The sequence below is a fragment of the Streptomyces asoensis genome, assembly GCF_013085465.1.
Taxonomy (GTDB): domain Bacteria; phylum Actinomycetota; class Actinomycetes; order Streptomycetales; family Streptomycetaceae; genus Streptomyces; species Streptomyces cacaoi_A.
The window spans coordinates 2,350,337-2,367,358 of sequence record NZ_CP049838.1 but is presented as its reverse complement, the minus strand read 5'-3'; the positions used below and the strand labels follow the sequence as shown (position 1 = coordinate 2,367,358).

The 17,022-nt window shown below is 72.7% G+C and carries 16 protein-coding genes; 5 read left to right on the top strand and 11 right to left on the bottom strand.

The window, feature by feature from the left end; all coding sequences use genetic code 11:
• Positions 1–5: 5 nt before the first annotated feature.
• The 4 genes from G9272_RS10535 to G9272_RS10520 all read right to left on the bottom strand — a co-directional run bounded on the left by G9272_RS10535 (position 6) and on the right by G9272_RS10520 (position 2,238).
• Positions 6–332 (bottom strand): DUF202 domain-containing protein, encoded by a 327-nt coding sequence (locus G9272_RS10535; protein WP_171396305.1) that lies wholly within the window; start codon positions 330–332, stop codon positions 6–8.
• Positions 329–721, bottom strand: a complete 393-nt coding sequence (locus G9272_RS10530; protein WP_171396304.1) for a YidH family protein — start codon at positions 719–721, stop codon at positions 329–331. Before G9272_RS10530 ends, G9272_RS10535 begins: the two co-directional genes overlap by 4 nt.
• Before the next feature lie 70 nt (positions 722–791).
• Positions 792–1,307: an NUDIX hydrolase gene (locus tag G9272_RS10525; RefSeq protein WP_171396303.1), complete on the bottom strand. Its 516-nt coding sequence runs from the start codon at positions 1,305–1,307 to the stop codon at positions 792–794.
• A gap of 37 nt (positions 1,308–1,344) precedes the next feature.
• On the bottom strand, positions 1,345–2,238 hold the full coding sequence (locus tag G9272_RS10520; RefSeq protein ID WP_171396302.1) for a DMT family transporter: 894 nt from the start codon (positions 2,236–2,238) through the stop codon (positions 1,345–1,347).
• Between the two features lie 403 nt (positions 2,239–2,641).
• On the opposite strand from G9272_RS10520, the gene G9272_RS10515 reads away from it, so the two are divergent.
• The 3 genes from G9272_RS10515 to G9272_RS10505 all read left to right on the top strand — a co-directional run bounded on the left by G9272_RS10515 (position 2,642) and on the right by G9272_RS10505 (position 5,044).
• Positions 2,642–3,592: a hypothetical protein gene (locus G9272_RS10515; RefSeq protein WP_171396301.1), complete on the top strand. Its 951-nt coding sequence runs from the start codon at positions 2,642–2,644 to the stop codon at positions 3,590–3,592.
• Positions 3,593–3,666: 74 nt separating this feature from the next.
• Positions 3,667–4,437 (top strand): molybdopterin-dependent oxidoreductase, encoded by a 771-nt coding sequence (locus G9272_RS10510; RefSeq protein WP_171396300.1) that lies wholly within the window; start codon positions 3,667–3,669, stop codon positions 4,435–4,437.
• Positions 4,421–5,044, top strand: coding sequence for a cytochrome b/b6 domain-containing protein (locus G9272_RS10505; RefSeq protein ID WP_171396299.1), 624 nt, complete (start codon positions 4,421–4,423; stop codon positions 5,042–5,044). Before G9272_RS10510 ends, G9272_RS10505 begins: the two co-directional genes overlap by 17 nt.
• Before the next feature lie 32 nt (positions 5,045–5,076).
• Here the strand turns inward: G9272_RS10505 and G9272_RS10500 are convergent, their stop codons facing one another.
• From G9272_RS10500 to G9272_RS10485, 4 genes are all read right to left on the bottom strand, one after another.
• Complete coding sequence (locus G9272_RS10500) at positions 5,077–6,105, bottom strand: L-idonate 5-dehydrogenase (RefSeq protein ID WP_171396298.1); 1,029 nt, start codon at positions 6,103–6,105, stop codon at positions 5,077–5,079.
• A gap of 16 nt (positions 6,106–6,121) precedes the next feature.
• Positions 6,122–6,880: an SDR family oxidoreductase gene (locus tag G9272_RS10495; protein ID WP_171396297.1), complete on the bottom strand. Its 759-nt coding sequence runs from the start codon at positions 6,878–6,880 to the stop codon at positions 6,122–6,124.
• A 37-nt stretch (positions 6,881–6,917) separates the two neighbouring features.
• Positions 6,918–8,315, bottom strand: a complete 1,398-nt coding sequence (locus G9272_RS10490; protein ID WP_171396296.1) for a GntT/GntP/DsdX family permease — start codon at positions 8,313–8,315, stop codon at positions 6,918–6,920.
• A gap of 80 nt (positions 8,316–8,395) precedes the next feature.
• Positions 8,396–8,911 carry a gluconokinase gene (locus G9272_RS10485; RefSeq protein WP_171396295.1) on the bottom strand — a complete coding sequence of 172 codons (516 nt, stop codon included), beginning with the start codon at positions 8,909–8,911 and terminating at the stop codon, positions 8,396–8,398.
• Between the two features lie 140 nt (positions 8,912–9,051).
• Between G9272_RS10485 and G9272_RS10480 the strand changes: the two genes are divergently transcribed.
• On the top strand, positions 9,052–9,753 hold the full coding sequence (locus G9272_RS10480; protein ID WP_171396294.1) for a FadR/GntR family transcriptional regulator: 702 nt from the start codon (positions 9,052–9,054) through the stop codon (positions 9,751–9,753).
• A gap of 4 nt (positions 9,754–9,757) precedes the next feature.
• On the opposite strand, the gene G9272_RS10475 is transcribed toward G9272_RS10480, so the two are convergent.
• The 3 genes from G9272_RS10475 to G9272_RS10465 form a co-directional block, all read right to left on the bottom strand.
• The gene (locus G9272_RS10475; protein ID WP_171396293.1) at positions 9,758–10,183 is read right to left on the bottom strand and encodes a YchJ family protein; all 426 of its coding nucleotides are present in this window, start codon (positions 10,181–10,183) and stop codon (positions 9,758–9,760) included.
• Positions 10,184–10,341: 158 nt separating this feature from the next.
• A complete protein-coding gene (locus G9272_RS10470) occupies positions 10,342–11,694 on the bottom strand; it encodes a M1 family metallopeptidase (RefSeq protein WP_171396292.1) in 1,353 nt (450 codons plus the stop codon).
• Positions 11,695–11,771: 77 nt separating this feature from the next.
• Positions 11,772–15,638: a Pls/PosA family non-ribosomal peptide synthetase gene (locus G9272_RS10465; RefSeq protein WP_171396291.1), complete on the bottom strand. Its 3,867-nt coding sequence runs from the start codon at positions 15,636–15,638 to the stop codon at positions 11,772–11,774.
• A gap of 480 nt (positions 15,639–16,118) precedes the next feature.
• Between G9272_RS10465 and G9272_RS10460 the strand changes: the two genes are divergently transcribed.
• Positions 16,119–16,997 carry an ABC transporter substrate-binding protein gene (locus G9272_RS10460; RefSeq protein ID WP_253267769.1) on the top strand — a complete coding sequence of 293 codons (879 nt, stop codon included), beginning with the start codon at positions 16,119–16,121 and terminating at the stop codon, positions 16,995–16,997.
• Positions 16,998–17,022 lie beyond the last annotated feature (25 nt).

Sequence of the window (17,022 nt, the reverse complement as noted above, 5' to 3'; positions counted from 1 at the left end):
GGGCCCTAGACGACCACCAGCGCCGCGGCGCACACCGCCGTCGCCACCGCGCACAGGACCGCCGCGGTGGCGTGCCGCGGGGTCAGGGCCGCCGGGCTCGCCGTGGCGGAGAGGGCGTGGATCCGGCGGTGCGCGAGCCACAGGAAGGCCAGCCACAGGCCGCAGCACAGCGCGCAGGCGACGATCCCGGACACCGACACCCCGCCGTGCAGCGCCGCCTTCACGGCGAGCACGGCGGCCACGGTGCTCGCCAGCGTCGTACGCCGCCAGGCGAGCCGGGTCCGCTCGGGCTGAAGGCCGGGGTCACGCACCGGCCGGGCCTCTTCGCTCACCCCTCCCACCCCACCAGCACCACGACGGCCATCGCCAGGGCCACCACCGCGACCAGCACGCCCAGCAGCGCCGGAAAGCGGGACGCGGGCAGGTCCTCGCCCCGGCGCATCGCCCGCTCGCAGCGCATCCAGTGGTTGACCGCGCGCAGGGAGCACAGCACGCCCGCGGCCAGCAGCGCGAGCGCCAGCCCGACCCGCCAGCCCCAGCGCAGATCCGGCAGGAACTGGTCCACCGCGAAACCCCCGCCGATCAGCGCGAGCGCGGTGCGCAGCCAGGCCAGGAACGTGCGCTCGTTCGCCAGCGAGAACCGGTAGTCGGGTGTGCGGCCCTCCTCCCGGACCTGCTCGGGAGCGAACCACAACCGGACGTTCTGCACGAAAGCGATCACCCGCAGGACCCTACCCGCCGACCGTCGTCCGCCCGGCTCCCGGTGCCCGCGGGAGCGGTTCCCGCCCTGCTCAGCCGGTCGTCCGGTACGCCTTCAGCCGCTCGTACGCCGCCAGCCCGTCCGGCACCCACTCCCAGACGGACAGCCGTCGCTCGACCTCCTCCTCGGGGAGGAACTCGTGCCAGGCCACCTCCTCCACCTGGGGGTGCACGGGCAGATCGCAGCGGACCTCGTAGACGGCCGACCACCAGCTTCCGGCGGCGCCCGCGTCGTACAGGAACTTGAAGAGGAACTCCGGGCGGGGCAGGCCGCTCACACCCAGTTCCTCCTCGGCCTCGCGCAGCGCGGCGTCGTCGTACGCCTCGCCCGCGCCGACCACCCCGCCGACGAACATGTCGTACAACGAGGGGAAGACCAGCTTGGTCGGGGTGCGGCGGTGGACGAAGATCCGGCCCTCGGCGTCCCTGGCCCGGACGAAGACGCAGCGGTGCCGCAGGCCCTCGGCGTATGCCTGTCCGCGAGGGAACTGTCCGACCACCCGGTCGTTCTCGTCGACGATGTCGAGGATCTCGTCAGCAGCGCTCATGGGCCCATCCAAGCAGGCCCGCCACCGGTGCCGGCGGCTACTGGGGCTGGAGGTCCGGGACCCGTTCCCGCGGCGCCGTGCCGCGCGGCATCGCCGGGTGCAGTCCGAGGAGCACGATGCCCGCGACGATCGCCGCGAGCCCCGCCGCCTCCCAGGCCAGCGCGCCGGTGTCGGTGCGCAACCGGTCGCCGAGGAAGCCGACCCCGCAGATGATCCCGGCAAGGGGCTGCGCCGCGGTCAGCGCGGGCAGCGACATCCGCAGGGGCGCCGTCTCGAACGCGCTCTGGACCAGCACGAGGCCGGTCACACCGAGGGCGAGCACCGCGTACGGCTGCCAGCCGGTCAGCAGCTCGCCGAGGCCGCCCGCGGCGAAGCGCTGCCCGCTGACCCTGGTCAGCGCGTCCTGGACGCCGTACAGCAGGCCGGCCGCGAGGGACAGCAGCACCGGTCCTGAACTCAGCCGGGAGCGTTTGGCGTACGTGGTGAGCAGCAGCGCCAGTCCGATCATCACTCCGATGATCAGCCAGTGCCGCAGCGGATCCGAGACCGCGGTGCCGCCGCGCGGCTCGCCCGCCACGATGAAGGTGGTCACCCCGCCCGCGAGCAGGACCAGGCCCGCCCAGCCCTGGCGGCCCAGGGGCTGTTTCGTCTGGTGCCGGGAGAGCGCGAGGGCGAACAGCAGATTGGTCGCGAGCAGCGGTTCCACCAGGGAGATCTCGCCCTGTCCGAGCGCGATCGCACCCAGCGCCATGCCCGCCACCATGAGGCCGATGCCGCCCAGCCAGCGCGGCACCCTCATCAGGTCGAGCAGCAGCCGCGGTGAGAGGAAGTCGCCGAGCGGCGCCCGCTGGGCCGCGTTCTGCTGGAGTACGAACCCGAAGCCCAGGCAGCAGGCGGCACTCACGGCGAGAACCAGAACCAGAACCGACACGCTGCCTACCTCGATCATCCGGTCGGACCACGGACGGGAGTGCGTAGTGGCCGACTGTAGCGTCCCAGCGCCCTCAGCGCCTTGAGTACCCGGAACCGGGCGGTCGACTCGGCCGCGGCACCCGAGAACAGGGCCGGGGGTGCGGGGCGGCCCTACGGCCATGGTGTGGGCTCCGGCCGGGCCGCGCCATGGCGTACACCACACCGGGCGCCGCGACACCCGGCGGCAGGGGGTCCCACCAGCGGCGCTCCGCCACCGGATTTTCGCCACCGGTGAGCGGTCGGCGCCCGTCATCTCTCCCCGACCCTTGACGATGAGTGTTCCCTAGGGATTGGCTGTGCGTGATCGGCCGATCGCGGGCCGATGTCAGAGCCGCCGCCGAGGAGGATGAGGAAGTCCCGCGGTGCCCTTACCCCCGCCCCCTCCCGGCCGTGCTCACGAGCACGTTCCCCGGATCCCCGACCCGGCCCTGGACGACACCGAGCTCGGCCTCGCCCGCGCCGCGCTGACCCAGGGCCGCCGGCAGCCCGTCCGCGCCCTGCTGGCCCGTACGGGCGCCGACTGGGACCGCCGCGCACACCGGACCGCGGTCCTCGCCCTCGAGCCCTACGCGGTCGCCTGGGCCCACGAGTGGCTGATCGCCGAACCCGGCAGCGCCGACGCAGCCGTCCTGCTCGCCCTGGCCCAGGTCCGCCGGACCCTGCGCGACAAGGAGGACGCGGCGGTCGCCCGAGCCGCATGCCGTTCGGCCGCCGCGCTCGCGCCCGCCGACCCCACCCCCTGGCTCGGCCTGCTCCAGCTGGAACGGGGCGGCGGGGCGGAGGCCGTACGGATCTTCGAGGAGGTCCGGACCCGGCACCGCGACCACCATCACGCGCACCACCTCATGGTCGCCCGGCTCGCCGACCGCCGCGCGGACGGTGGCCCGGACCCGCTGCACGAGGTCTACGACTTCGCCGCCTGGGCCGCCGAACAGGCGCCCGCCGACTCCCCGCTGGCGATCCTCCCGGTCGTCGCGCACGCCGAGCGCTATCGTGTCCTGGCCGCCCACGGCTTCGCGCCCACCGACCCCGCCGCCTCCGGGCACTGGCGGGACGGCCGGGCCCGGGGCGTGATGAAGGCCGCCTTCGACTGGTGGCTGGAGTGGGAGCACGACGACCACCCCCGCCATCTGATCGACCTGAACTTCCTCGCCCACGCCAAGGTCCTGGAGGGCCGGGGCGCCGAGGCCGCCGCCCTCTTCCACCGCATCGGCCGGCACGCCACCCCCGAGCCCTGGTCCTACCCGGACCGCGACCCCCACCAGGCCTTCCACACGGCCCGTGCCACCGCGCTCGGTCTGAGAGCCGGGTAAGAACTGATGACGGAAGTCTGACGGCCGCCCGGGATCCCTGGCACCGGCGGGCCCCCGAGTGCTCGAATGGAAGGGTGAACCCCGAACCATCGGAGCCGGCCGAGACACCCGAGGCAGCCGGTCCGGACGCAGCGCCCGCGGAACGTGGCACACCCGTCGGCCGGCGGGTCTTCCTCGGCACGCTCGCCCTCGGCGCCCTGGGGGTCGTCGCGGCGCCCCCGCTCCAGCGCGGTATGGAGGCCTTCCTCGGCAGCGCCGCCGACAAGGACCCCACCGGCCTCACCGGTCTGCTCCCCAACGGCGGCGGCTTCCGCTACTACTCGGTGACGTCCTCGGTCCCGCACAAGAACGCCACGAACTACCGCCTCACCGTGGACGGCCTGGTCGACCGGCCCGCCACCTACACGCTGGCCGACCTCAGGGCCCTGCCCCAGACCCGGATGGTCAAGGACGTCCAGTGCGTCACCGGCTGGCGGGTGCCGGGCACGCCCTTCGAGGGCGTCCGGCTGTCCGCCCTGCTCGACGCGGCCGGAGTCCACGCCGAGGCCGGCGCGATCCGCTTCACCTGCTTCGACGGCGCCTACACCGAGAGCCTCACCCTCGCCCAGGCCCGCCGCGCCGACGTCCTGGTCGCGCTGCGCATGCAGGACAAGGACCTCGGCCACGACCACGGCGGCCCCGTCCGCCTCTATGTGGCGCCCATGTACTTCTACAAGTCCGCCAAGTGGCTCTCCGGCATCACCGTCACCGAGAAGGTGAAGCCCGGCTACTGGGAGGAGCGTGGCTACGACGTCGACGCCTGGGTCGGCCGCTCGAACGGACGGGACGATGAGCCTACGAGCTGAGGCGCCGCCGGCGACCACGGAGATCCCCCGCTTCACCCGGGCCGAACGGTGGGTGCACCGCACCACGGCCCTGCTGATGGGCGTGTGCGTGGTGACCGCGGCCGTCCTGTACATCCCCGAGTTCGCCCAGCTCGTCGGCCGCCGCGAGCTGGTGGTCCGCGTCCACGAGTGGGCCGGCCTGGCCCTGCCCGTCCCGGTCCTGGCGGGCCTCGCCTCCCGCGCGTTCCGCGCCGACCTGCGCCACCTCAACCGCTTCGGCCCGCACGACCGCCGCTGGCTGGGTGCCGCCCTGCGCCGGGACAAGCGCCGGCAGTCGCGTCCGGCGGCCAAGTTCAACGCCGGACAGAAGATCTACGCGGCCTGGATCGCCGGGGCGACCCTCGTGATGCTCGGCACCGGCCTGCTCATGTGGTTCACCCACCTCACCCCGATCATGTGGCGCACCAGCGCGACCTTCGTCCACGACTGGCTCGCCCTCACGATCGGCGTCGTCCTGGCCGGCCACATCGGCATGGCCCTGGGCGATCCGGAGGCCCGCCGCGGGATGCGCACGGGCTCGGTGAGCCGGGAATGGGCCCACCGGGAACACCGCCTGTGGCGCCCCTAGGCGGACCCTCACCCGCTCTCCTCGGTCGGCCCTCAACTCCCGAAGTCCAGCAGCACCTTGCAGGAGCGGTCCCGGTCCGCGGCGAGCGCGAACGCCGACTCCGCTTCCCGCACCGGGACCACCGCGCTGATCAGCGCGTCGAAGGCGGGCTCGGCCGCGAGCAGGCGCAGCGCCGCGTCGAACTCCGTGTCGAAGCGGAACGCCCCGCGCAGCTCGATCTCCCGGCTGACCACCAGGTTCCCGGCGAACGGGCTCTGCCCCGGCGGCAGCATGCCCAGCTGCACGACGACCCCGCCACGCCGTACCAGCCGCAGGCAGCTGTCGAGACCGGCGGCCACTCCGGACGCCTCGACGGCCACGTCCACCTCCGACGGCCACCCGGGATCCGCCGGATCGTCGGCGCGTACGACGGTGTCGGCGCCCACGGCGCGGGCATGGCCGAGCGCGGTGGGCAGCAGGTCGGTCACGGTCACCCGGGCCGCGCCGGCCGCCTTCGCCGCCGCGACCACCAGAGCGCCGATCGGTCCGGCGCCGGTGACCAGGACATGCCGCCCGGTCACCGGGCCGGCCCGCCGCACCGCGTGCAACGCCACCGACAGCGGCTCGGCGAGCGCGGCCCGACGCGGCGGAAGCCCTTCCGGGAGCGACCGCACCTGCGCGACGGGGACGACGATCTCGCCCACGAACCCACCCTGCACGTGCGGCGTCCGGGCCGCGCTGCCGAGGTAGCGGGTGTCCCGGCAGACATGGCGCCGCCCGTCCGCGCACTCCGGGCACACCCCGCACGGAGTGGCCGGGTGCACGGCGACCGGCGTACCCGCAGGGGGACCCGAGGGGGAGGGGGAGCCGTACGCGACGACCGTCCCGACCACCTCGTGCCCCAGCACCATCGGCTCCTTCAGACGGAAGTCACCGACCCCGCCGTGCCGCCAGTAGTGCAGGTCGGAGCCGCAGACCCCGCCGTAGCGGACGGCGACGAGCACCTCGCCCGGTCCGGGCACCGGCGACGCCAGCTCCTCGACGCGCAGGTCGCCCCGACCGTGGATCACACAACCGAGCATCCCTCGTCACGCCCCTTCAGAGCACACTCGTCATACCGCCGTCGACGTACAGCACCTGCCCGCTGACGAAGTCCGCCGCGGGAGAGGCGAGGAACAGCACCCCGCCCACCAGGTCCTGGGTCGTACCCCACCGCCCGGCCGGGGTACGGCGCCGCACCCACGCGCTGAACTCCTCGTCCCGGACCAGGGGCCCGGTCAGCTCGGTCTCGATGTAGCCCGGACCGAGCCCGTTGACCTGGACGCCGTACGGCCCCCAGTCCGCGCACATGCCCTTGGTGAGCATCTTCAGCGCGCCCTTGGTGGCCGCGTAGGGCGCGATGCCCGGGCGGACCACCTCGCTCTGGAGCGAGCAGATGTTGATGATCTTTCCGTGGCCGCGTTCCGTCATCCCGCGGGCGGCCGCCCGGCCCACCAGGAACGCGCTGGTGAGGTTGGTGTCCAGCAGCCGGTGCCAGTCGGATTCGGCGAACTCCAGGAGCGGGGCCCGCAGTTGCACACCCGCGTTGTTGACCAGGATGTCGAGCGGACCGACCCGGTCCTCGATCTCGGCCATCCCGGCGCCCACCGACGAGCCGTCGGTGACGTCGAACACGCTCGTGTGCACCTCGCCGGGCAGTCCGGCGGCCGCCCGCTCGAGACGGTCCGCGTCCCGCCCGTTGAGGACCACCGTGCAGCCGGCCTCCGCGAGGCCCCGGGCCAGGGCCAGCCCGATGCCCCGGCTGGAGCCGGTGACCAGGGCGGTCCGGCCGCTGATGTCGAACAGGGGGTGACTCATGCTCGTACTCCTTCTCCTTCCCGCTCCCGCCGTACCGCTATATGACCAGCGAGAGGAGCAGGACCAGGCCGCCGGCGACCACGGAGATGATGGTCTCCATGACCGACCAGGTCTTGATGTTCTGGCCGACGGTGAGCCCGAAGTACTCCTTCACCAGCCAGAACCCCGCGTCGTTGACATGGCTGAAGAACAGCGAACCGGCGCCGATGGCCAGGACCAGCAGGGCGGTGTGCGTGGTCGACATGTCGGCCGCGAGCGGCGCGACCAGGCCGGCCGCCGAGATCGTCGCCACGGTCGCCGAACCGGTCGCCAGCCGGATGGTCACCGCGATCAGCCAGGCCAGCAGCAGCGCCGGGATCGACCAGTCCTTGGAGATGTCCAGGACCATCTGACCCACGCCGCAGTCGATCAGCGTCTGCTTGAAGCCGCCGCCCGCGCCGACGATCAGCAGGATGCCCGCGATGGGGGCGAGCCCCTTCTCGACCAGCCCCGAGATCCGGTCCTTGGCGAACCCGGCGGGCCTCAGCAGCGTGAAGATGCCGACGAGGACGGCGGTGAGCAGGGCGATCAGCGGCGAGCCGACGACGTCGAAGACGCGCTGCACGGTGTGCTCGGGGTCGTCCACCACGATGTCGACCAGCGCCTTGGACAGCATGAGGACGACGGGCAGCAGGATGGTCGCGAGCGTGGCGCCGAAGCCGGGCCGCTTCTCCAGGTCCTCGGAGGGCCGCTGCGGAATCATGCGGTCGGGGGCGGGGACGTCGACCCAGCGGGCGGCGACCCGCGAGAACAGCGGACCCGCGACGACGACCGTCGGGATGGCGACGAGCACGCCCAGCGCCAGGGTGACGCCCAGGTTGGCGCCGACCGCGTCGATCGCGACCAGTGGACCGGGGTGCGGCGGGACGAGACCGTGCATCACCGACAGACCGGCCAGCGCCGGGATGCCGATCCGCATGAGCGAGTAGTTGCCCCGCTTGGCGACCATCAGCACGACGGGGATCAGCAGCACCACGCCGACCTCGAAGAACAGCGGCAGACCGATGACGGAGGCGATCAGCACCATCGCCCACGGCATCGAGCGGCCGCCCGCCTTGGCCAGGATCGTGTCCACGATCTGGTCGGCGCCGCCGGAGTCCGCGAGCATCTTGCCGAGGATCGCGCCCAGCGCGATCAGCACGCCCACGCCGGCGACGGTGGCGCCGAGCCCGGTGGTGAACGAGGCGATGGCCTTGTCGAGCGGCGCCCCGGCGAACGCGCCCAGCGCGAGCGAGCCGATGGTCAGCGCCAGGAAGGCGTGGAGCTTGAACTGGGTGATGAGCAGGACGATCACGGCGATGCCCGCCAGAACGGCGATGCCCAGCTGCGCGTGGCCGGCCGAGGTGATCGGCTCGACGGTGTCCGCTGCCAGCATCTCGACACTGAGTCTGGTCACGGGTGATTCCCTTGCAGGTAACGGGGACGGGGGAGGGCCGTACGGAGTGGTACGGGGTGGTACGGGGTGGTACTGGCTGGTCAGGCAGGCTGAGGAAGCGCGTCGAGCGCGGTCACGGCCCGCCCGGTGATGGCCTCCGGGCTGCCGGAGACGTCGACGACGACGCCGGCCTCGTCCGCCTGGAGGGGCTGGAGCGTGGCGAACTGGGAGTCGAGCAGCGCCGTCGGCATGAAGTGGCCCTGACGGTGCGCCATGCGGTCCTCGATCAGCGCGCGGTCGCCCGCGAGGTGCACGAAGACGACCCCGGGGGCCGCGGCCCGCAGCCGGTCGCGGTACGACCGCTTCAGCGCCGAGCAGCTGACGACCCCGCCGAGTCCGGCCCGCGCGTCCGCCCAGCCGCCGATGGCGTCGAGCCACGGCCACCGGTCGTCGTCGTCGAGCGGGGTGCCGGCCGACATCTTGTCGATGTTGGCCTGCGGGTGGAAGTCGTCGCCCTCGGCGTACGGAACGCCCAACCGGGCGGCGAGCAGGGGACCGATGGTGGTCTTGCCCGTGCCGGCGACGCCCATCACCACGACGACATGGGGGGTACGCATCTCTGCCTCGCTGTCTGCCTCGACGTCTGACGCCAACGGACGCCGACGACACTGAAACCGATTAGGTACGACGAATTCAAGAGTGTGTGACAAATAAGTCTGACTTTTTGGCTCCGTGATCTACCCCGTACTCTGAGTGCATGACCACTCCGGGCCGGGGTCTGCACGGCCAAGTACTGGACGCCCTGGGCCCCGCCATCACCGCGGGTGAGTACCCGCCGGGCAGTGTTCTGCGCACCGACGAACTGGCCCAGCGCTTCGACGTCTCCCGCTCGGTGATGCGCGAGGCGGTCCGCGTCCTGGAGTCCATGCACCTGGTCGAGTCCCGCCGCCGCGTGGGCGTGACGGTCCGCCCCCGGGCCGCGTGGAACGTCTACGATCCGCAGGTCATCCGCTGGCGGCTGGCCGGCGCCGACCGCCCGCACCAGCTGCGCTCGCTCACCGTCCTGCGCTCGGCGATCGAGCCGGTCGCGGCGGGCCTGGCGGCGAAACACGCCACGGCGGAGCAGTGCGCCGAGCTCACCGAGTGCGCGCTCGGCATGGTGGCCAACTCACGCGGCCACCGGCTGGAGGGATACCTCGTCCACGACGTCGCCTTCCACCGGGTGATCCTCGCCGCCTCGGGCAACGAGATGTTCGCCCGCCTCGGCGACGTCGTCGCGGAGGTCCTGGCGGGCCGCACCCATCACGAGGTCATGTTCGAGGACCCCGACCCGGCCGCCGTCACCCTCCACGTCCAGGTCGCGGAGGCGGTCCGCGAGGGCGACGCGGCCCGCGCGGAACAACTGACCCGGGAGATCACGGTCGGCGCCCTCCAGGAACTGGACATCCTGGCGCCCTAGCGCGCTACTCGGGGTTCTCCGGGAACTCCCCGTCCACGTACACCCAGGCCCCGGCCACCCGCTCGAACCGGCTGCGCTCATGCAGCGCGCCGCCCCGGTAGGAGGCCCGGAACTCCACGGTCCCGGTCGTGTGGAAGGCGCTTCCGTCCGCCGTCCCGAGGATCTCCAGACCCGTCCACCGCATCCCCGGATCGAGCTCGAGCCGCTCCGGCCGCGTCCGCGGATGCCACGTCCGCAGCAGATACCCCACGTCACCCCGCACAAAGGCGCTGTACCGCGACCGCATGAGCGCCTCGGCACCGGGCGCGGCCTCGGCACCCGAGTGGTAGCGACCGCAGCAGGCCTCGTAGACCGCGGGCAGCCCGCACGGGCAGTGGGACGGGACGGCGGCGGAGGCACGCTCTCGCGGGCGGGCGGTACGTCGGGCCATGACCCCATTGTGCCCGCCCCACCGATCGCGCCCGTCGGGGGGCGTCGTGCCCCGTAAAGGGCGCGGGGAACTGCGCGATCAGCCCCCACCCGCCCGCAGGCCGAACACCGTGCCGACTCACCACCGGCCGGTTCATCACCCCAAGCACAGCGGAGCGCTTACGCCGACTCGGCGCCCCGCTCCACCGACGGGACCGGCAGCGGCGGCAGCGCCGTGCCGTACACCCATGCCTCGAACAGCTCGTCCAGTGGCTCCGGTGCGAACCGTGCCACGTGCGCGGTGAGCGTCGACGTCGTCACCGACCCGCCCCGGTGCAGCCCGAGCCAGGCGCGCAGCATCCGGAAGAACGCGTCGTCGCCGAGGGCGCAGCGCAACGCGTGCACGGTGAGCCCGCCGCGCTCGTAGAGCCGGTCGTCGAACATCGACTTGCGGCCGGGGTCGGCCAGGCGCAGATCCTGTGGCAGCGAGGACAGTGACCGGTGCGCGACCGCGGCGAGCCGCTGCGCACTGCGCCCGCCCGACCGCTCCGACCACAGCCACTCCGCGTACTTCGCGAACCCCTCGTTCAGCCAGATGTGCCGCCAGTCGGCGATGGACACACTGTTGCCGAACCACTGGTGCGCCAGCTCGTGCGCCACCAGCCGCTCCGAACCCCGCGAGCCGTCCACATGGTTGGCGCCGAACAGCGACAACCCCTGGGCCTCGACGGGGACATCGAGCTCCTCCTCCGTCACCACGACCGCGTACTCGTCGAACGGGTAGGGCCCGAAGAGCTGTTGGAAGAGGTGCATCATCCCGGGCTGCCGTGCGAAGTCCCGCGAGAACTCCGCCAGCAGCTCCGCCGGGAGGTGCCCGTGCTGGGGGATGCCCCCGAGCCCCGGATCGCCCAGCAGGACGGTCTGGTACTTCCCGATCGACAGGCCGACCAGATAGCTCGACGTCGGCGCCGACTGCTCGTACACCCACGTGGTCGTCGAGGCCTTCGTGGTCCGCGTCAGCAGCCGGCCGCCCGCCACCACCGAGTACGCCGACGGTGTCGTGACCGATATCAGGTACGACGCCTTGTCCGCGGGCCGGTCGTTGCACGGGTACCAGGAGGGCGCCCCGACGGGCTGGCTCGCCACCAGCGCCCCGTCGCTCAGCTCCTCCCAGCCGATCCCGCCCCAGGGGCTGTTCACCGGCTTGGGGTTGCCCGACCACTGCACCTCGACGGTGAACGCGGCCCCGGCGCGCAGCGGCTTGGCCGGCCGCACGCGCAGTCGGCCGCCGCGGTGGGTGTAGTGCGTCGGCCGGCCGTCCACCCGGACCCGGCCGATCTTGAAGTCGGCCAGGTTCAACTGGAACTCCGGCAGCGCCGAGCGTCCCACGATGGCGTTGATCCGTGCCGCGCCCGACAGCCGGTTGGGGCCGGGGCGGTAGTCCAGCGTGAGCTCGTAGCGGTGCACCCGGTAACGGGGGTCACCGTTCGCCGGGAAATACGGATCCGGCCCGACCGACTGCTGAACTGCCACTTCCCCGTCCGCTCCCTGACCTGTGCTCGAACCACCCGCCGCCGGTGCACCGCCCACCGACTCCGAGTAGCCCCTTCTCAGGGACGCCATGCCTCGATCGGGTTGCCGAGCCAGCGGGTGTCGTCCGGGACGGACTCCGCGGCCATGACGAGCGACGCGGGACCCAGGGTCGTCCGGGCCCCGATCGTGCTGCCGGGCAGCACGATCCCGCCAGGGCCCAGCGTGGCACCCTCACGGAGGACCACAGTATCCGTCCGCAAGATCCGGTCGTGGAAGAGGTGAGTCTGGAGGACGCACCCACGGTTGACCGTCGCCCCGTCCTCGAGCGTCACCAGGTCCGACTCGGGCAGCCAGTAGCTCTCCACCCACACGCCCTTGCCGATCCGTGCGCCGAGCCCGCGCAGCCACGCCGTCATCACCGGCGTGCCCGGCACGGCGCCCGCCAGCCACGGCACCGCCACGACCTCCACGAACGTGTCCGCGAGCTCGTTGCGCCACACGAAGCCGCTCCACAGCGGGTGCTCGCCGCTGCGATGCCGTCCGACGAGCAGCCACTTGGCGACGATCGAGACGACGGCCGCCGCGCCCCCCGCCCCGAGCAGGACGAGCCCGGACAGCAGCGGCGCCCAGACGCCCAGCGCGCACAGCACCGCCACCGTCAGCACGGCCAGCCCCGCCGAGCAGAACACCGGCACGATCCGGCACAACTCCACCAGGGCACGCGCCCACAGCAGCCGCGCGGGCGGCTCGTACGTCCGGCTCTGGTCACCGCCGGTCGTGTTCCGCGGCAGCTTCACCGGCGGCAGCCCCAGGTACGAGCTGCCCTTCTTCGCCTTCTTCGGCGTAGCCGACAGCACACCCACCAGGCCGCCGTCCGGCACGCTCCGCCCCGGCGCGGTCATCCCCGAGTTGCCGAGGAACGCCCGCCGACCGATCTCCGCCCGCCCGATCCGCATCCAGCCGCCGCCGAGCTCGTACGGCGCGGTCAGCGTGTCGTCGGCCAGGAACGCGCCCTCACCGACCGTGGTCAGGCTGGGCAGCGCGAGGACGGTCGACACCTCGGCGCCCTTGCCGATCCGCATCCCGAGCAACCGCAGCCACACCGGCGTGACCAGCCCCGCGTACAGCGGGAAGAGGGTCTCGCGCGAGTGGTCCATGAGCTGCGTGACGGTCCAGGCCTGCCAGCCGATCCTGCTGTGCGTCGGATGCGTGCCCTCGCGCAGACCGATGCTCAGCAGCCGTACGGCGATCAGCAGCAGCACGGCGTAGGCCAGACCGAAGGCGAGCGTGGCCGGGACCAGGGCGAGCGCGGCGCCCCGGAGGGCCTCACCGAGCCCGCCGCCCGGGGTCACGAAGCGGCTCGCCACCAGCAGGGCCGCCCCGGCCGCCAGCACCGGCAACGAGGTCAGCGCGAAACCGGACAGGCCGTACAGCACACGCCAGGCCGTGCCCCGCGCCGGCCGCTCCTTGGGCCAGTTGCGCTTGGCCTTGCCGAGCTTGGCCGCGGGCGCGCCCGCCCACCGCTGACCGGTGGGGACCTGACCGGTGACCGCCGAACCCGGCGCCACCTCGGCCCGCTTGCCGACCCGGGCGCCGGGGAAGAGCATGCTGCGCGTGCCGACGACGGCGTGCGCGCCCACCTTGACCGTCCCGAGCTCCAGCCGGTCGCCGTCCAGCCACCAGCCGGACAGATCCACCTCGGACTCCACGGCCGCGCCCCGGCCCAGCTTCAGCATGCCGGTCACCGGCGGCAGCGAGTGCAGGTCCACGTCCGGCCCGACCTTGGCCCCCAGGGCCCGCGCGTAGCGCTCCAGCCAGGATCCGGTCAGCGAGGTCGCCCCGCTGAACTCGGCCAGCCGCTCCGCCGTCCACAGGCGCAGATGGACGCCGCCACCGCGCGCGTAGCGCCCCGGCTGCACACCGCGCAGCAGCAGCCGCGCCCCGCCCGCGGCGATCGCGAGCCGTCCGGGCGGGCTGAACAGCAGCAGGGCGCCGGAGACGACCAGCCACCACGGGGCGGTCGGCAGCCAGGAGTACCCCGGCAGCAGGTTGCCGAGAGCGGCCAGCGGCACCGTCCAGCGCAGCCCCAGCAGCGTGAACAGCGGTACGAGCAGCAGCGTCTGGATCACCTTGGCGCGCGCGGGCACCGGGGCGACGACGCGCGTCGCCCCGTCGTCCTGCGCCGACTTCTCCAGATGCCGGGCCAGCTTGCGCAGGGTGGGCTGCTGGTAGATGTCGAGGACGGCCGCGCTGGGGTAGCGGGTGCGCAGCCGTGTCGTCAGCTGGGCGGCGGCGAGGCTGCTGCCGCCGATCGCGAAGAAGTCGTCACGGGCACTGCCCACGGGGATGCCGAGGACCTCGGTCCACTGCTCCGCCAGCCAGGCCTCGGTGCCGTAGAGCTGCTCGGCCGGGCCGCCCGTCTCCACGCCCTCCAGGGGCCAGGGCAGGGCGTTGCGGTCGACCTTGCCCGAGGTGCGGGTCGGCAGGTCGGCCACCGGCGCGAGCAGCGGCACCAGGGCGGCGGGCAGCTCGGCGCGCAGCCGCTGCACGGCCGCCGCCTGGTCCCAGCCGTCCTGCGTCACGACGTACCCGACCAGGAGCTGGTTGCCGCTGCGGGCGGTCCGCACGGCGGCGGCGGCCCCCGCGACACCCGGCAGCGCCTGGAGTGCCGCGTCCACCTCGCCCAGCTCGATCCGCCGCCCGCCGAGCTTGATCTGCTCGTCGGCCCGCCCGAGGAAGACGAGCCCCTCGGCGTCGGCGCGCACCAGGTCACCGCTGCGGTACGCCCGCTCCCAGCCCAGCGACTTCAGCGGCGCGTACTTCTCCGCGTCCTTCTCGGCGTCGAGATACCGCGCGAGCCCGACCCCGCCGATCACCAGCTGCCCGCTGCCGCCCAGCGGCACGGGCTCCCCGGCCTCGTCCACGACGGCCAGCTCCCAGCCCCTGAGCGGCAGCCCGATCCTGATCGGCTCCGCGCCGGACATCAGCGAGGCACAGGCGACGACGGTGGCCTCGGTCGGCCCGTACGTGTTCCAGACCTCCCGCCCCTCCGTCACCAGCCGCTGCACCAGCTCGGGCGGGCAGGCCTCACCGCCGAAGATCAGCAGCCGTACGTCGTTGAGGGTCTCGGGCTCCCACAGCGCGGCCAGCGTAGGCACCGTGGAGACGACCGTGATCTCCTGCTCGACCAGCCAGGGCCCCAGATCGGCGCCGCTGCGGACCTGGGAGCGGGGCACGGGCACCAGACAGGCCCCGTAGCGCCAGGCCAGCCACATCTCCTCGCAGGAGGCGTCGAAGGCCACGGAGAGCCCGGCCATGACCCGGTCGACGGGTCCGATCGGCTCTTCGGTGAGGAACAGCGCGGCCTCGGCGTCCACGAAGGCGGCGGCGCTGCGGTGACTGACGGCGACGCCCTTGGGCTTACCGGTGGAGCCGGAGGTGAAGATGATCCAGGCGTCGTGCTCGATGCCGGGCCGGGCGGCGGCCGACGTCGGCGTGCCGTGGACGGTGATCTCGTGCCCGGTGCCGACGACGGCCCGGACGTCCGCCTCCCCGAAGACCAGCTCGGCCCGCTCGTCGGGGTCCTCGGCGTCCACCGGGACGTAGGCCGCGCCGGCGGCGAGGACGGCGAGGATCGCCACGTAGAGGTCGTTGGTGCCGGAGGGGACACGGATGCCCACCCGGTCGCCGAGTCCGACCCCGGCGGCGGAGAGCCGGCGCCGGAGGTTCTCCACCTCGACGGCGAGGGCGCGGTAGGTGAGGGTCGTGCTGCCGTCGTCCAGGGCGAGCTCGTCCGGGAACGACCGCACGGACGCGTCGAAGATGTCGACGAGGGTGCGGGGGGAGGCGGCGGGGCCGCCGGAGAAGCGGGCGGTGTCGCCGAGTTGTGCGCGGATTTCTTCGTCGAGCAGGCCGAGAGCACTGCTCTCGTCGATGGCTGCCATCGGTCCTCGCGTCTCGATCCGGAAGCCTCCGGGGAGCCGGCGGGCCCGCAGGTCTGCCTGGGGTTGTCCGGTCCAGCTCCGTAACAAGCCGGAAATTTTAGTACGACGCTAGGCTCGCCGCAGGGGCCCGGCCACCCGGGGAGGCCGTCCGGGTGCCGTGGAAGATCAACGACAACGCTCTGACCTGCAAGCTTCGCGCTGCGGCGAGACTTGCCCCACATCGACGGGAAGGGCGCCTCTGTCGACCTGATGTCCCGGTTTGAGGTGCGGGCGCCGAGGGCGGGAACGGGATGGACACAGCGAGAGTGGCCCGGCCGATCGGCCGGAACTCCCGAAACCCCAAACCGCCCGGCACCTCGGCGGGCGATCCCCCTGGTCCGGGACCGGGACCGGGACCGGATCCGACGTGGCTCCGACAGGCGTATGGGCTGTGGTGATTTATGGTGAACCGAGGAGTATGCCCCTACCGGAGGTGCAATGATGCGCGCCGCGGCAGCGATCGGCTCTCTGGCTGTCGGCGTCGCGCTCATCGTCGCGACATCGGCTTGTGACCAGGGCGGGTCGCAGTCGCCGAATGCCCACTACGGCGACTGCCCGGTCTCGGGACATTACGGGGAGTTCCACCTGTCACCCGAGACGGCGGGCGCCCTCACGGTCAGAACGACCCTGCCCGCGCCCGGCTGGTGGAACGGCGACACACCGGACTCCATCAAGAGCGGCTACGAGTACTGCATGGCCGCCAACATCGCCTATCGATCCGGACTTGACCGGGTGAAGGTCGAGAACGCCCCCTTTCCGGAGGTCGTGTCCGGCCGGACCAAGGACTTCGACCTGGCCCTGGCGCAGATCACGATCACCCCGGAACGCAGCAAGGTGGCCGAGTTCTCCCCGCCCTACCTCTCCTCGACCCTGGGAGTGCTGATCAGGGACGAGGAGAAGATCGACGAAGCCGACATCCGTGACGTCCGCATCGGAGTGGCCGAGGGCACCACGGGCGAGGAGTTCGTCAAGAAGCGCCTCAAGCCCGCCAAGCCCGTCACCGCCTTCCCCAACGACCCGGAGATGGTCACGGCGCTGGAGGAGGGACGAATCGACGCGGTCGTCCACGACACGACGATTCTGCTGGCGTATCCCCAGAAGCGGGAGGGCAAGGTGCGTCTCGTGGGCCAGTACAGGACCGACCAGGGTTACGGCGCCCTTTACCCGAAGGGGTCACCCGACAAGGACGAGCTGGACCGGATCATCAGGCAGCTGATCGACGACGGAACGCTCACCAAACTGTCGGCCGTCTATCTCGGGGCCGCTTTCGGCCAGGACCCGGCCAAGATCCCGTACTTCACGGTCGGCGACGGCTCCTGAACGCTCCGGGCGCCCACCCCGGAGC